At 63.9% G+C, this 524-nt stretch carries 1 pseudogene; it reads left to right on the forward strand.

The annotated features are described in order from the left end of the window. Nucleotides 1–91: 91 nt before the first annotated feature. Nucleotides 92–524 (forward strand): annotated as a pseudogene (locus DF196_RS13115) (integrase catalytic domain-containing protein); the annotation flags it as partial.

Here is a 524-nt window from a genome sequence, read left to right on the forward strand (position 1 = left end):
CGACGTGCCTCACGTTTTTTGAGCGCGTAGGGTGTGGTGGTGCCTCATCGGGAATGAGCGCGAACGGTATCGGTCCTGTTTGGCTTGTCTTATGGAAGACAGGATCAGCATGGCGACGAAGCGGCAGGTCACCCTGAGATTCAGGGATGAATACATGAAGGCGTCGAAGAAGGACAAGGGACGCATCCTCGATGAGATGTGCTCCGTGCTGGGAATCGGCAGGAGCACCGCGAGACGCAGACTCACGGAAGCCGGGCGCGGCAGGCCGTCGATGTCGCCCGCGGAGCGGCCGAAGCGGTATTCGGAGCAGTCGCGCGAGCTGCTGGTCCAGGTGTGGCTGATGATGGATGCGCCGTGCGCGAAGTACCTCAAGGCGATGCTGCCCCTGTGGATGCCCATGCTGCGCGCGCACGGCGAGCTCGCCGACTGGGACGGTTTCGCGTTCCGCGAGCTGGAGCGGATGAGCGCGGCCACGATGGACCGGTACCTCAAAAAGACGCGCGACGCGGCACGGCCCAGAGGCA

It is taken from the genome of Bifidobacterium callitrichidarum (assembly GCF_003129905.1).
Classification (GTDB): Bacteria; Actinomycetota; Actinomycetes; order Actinomycetales; family Bifidobacteriaceae; genus Bifidobacterium; species Bifidobacterium callitrichidarum.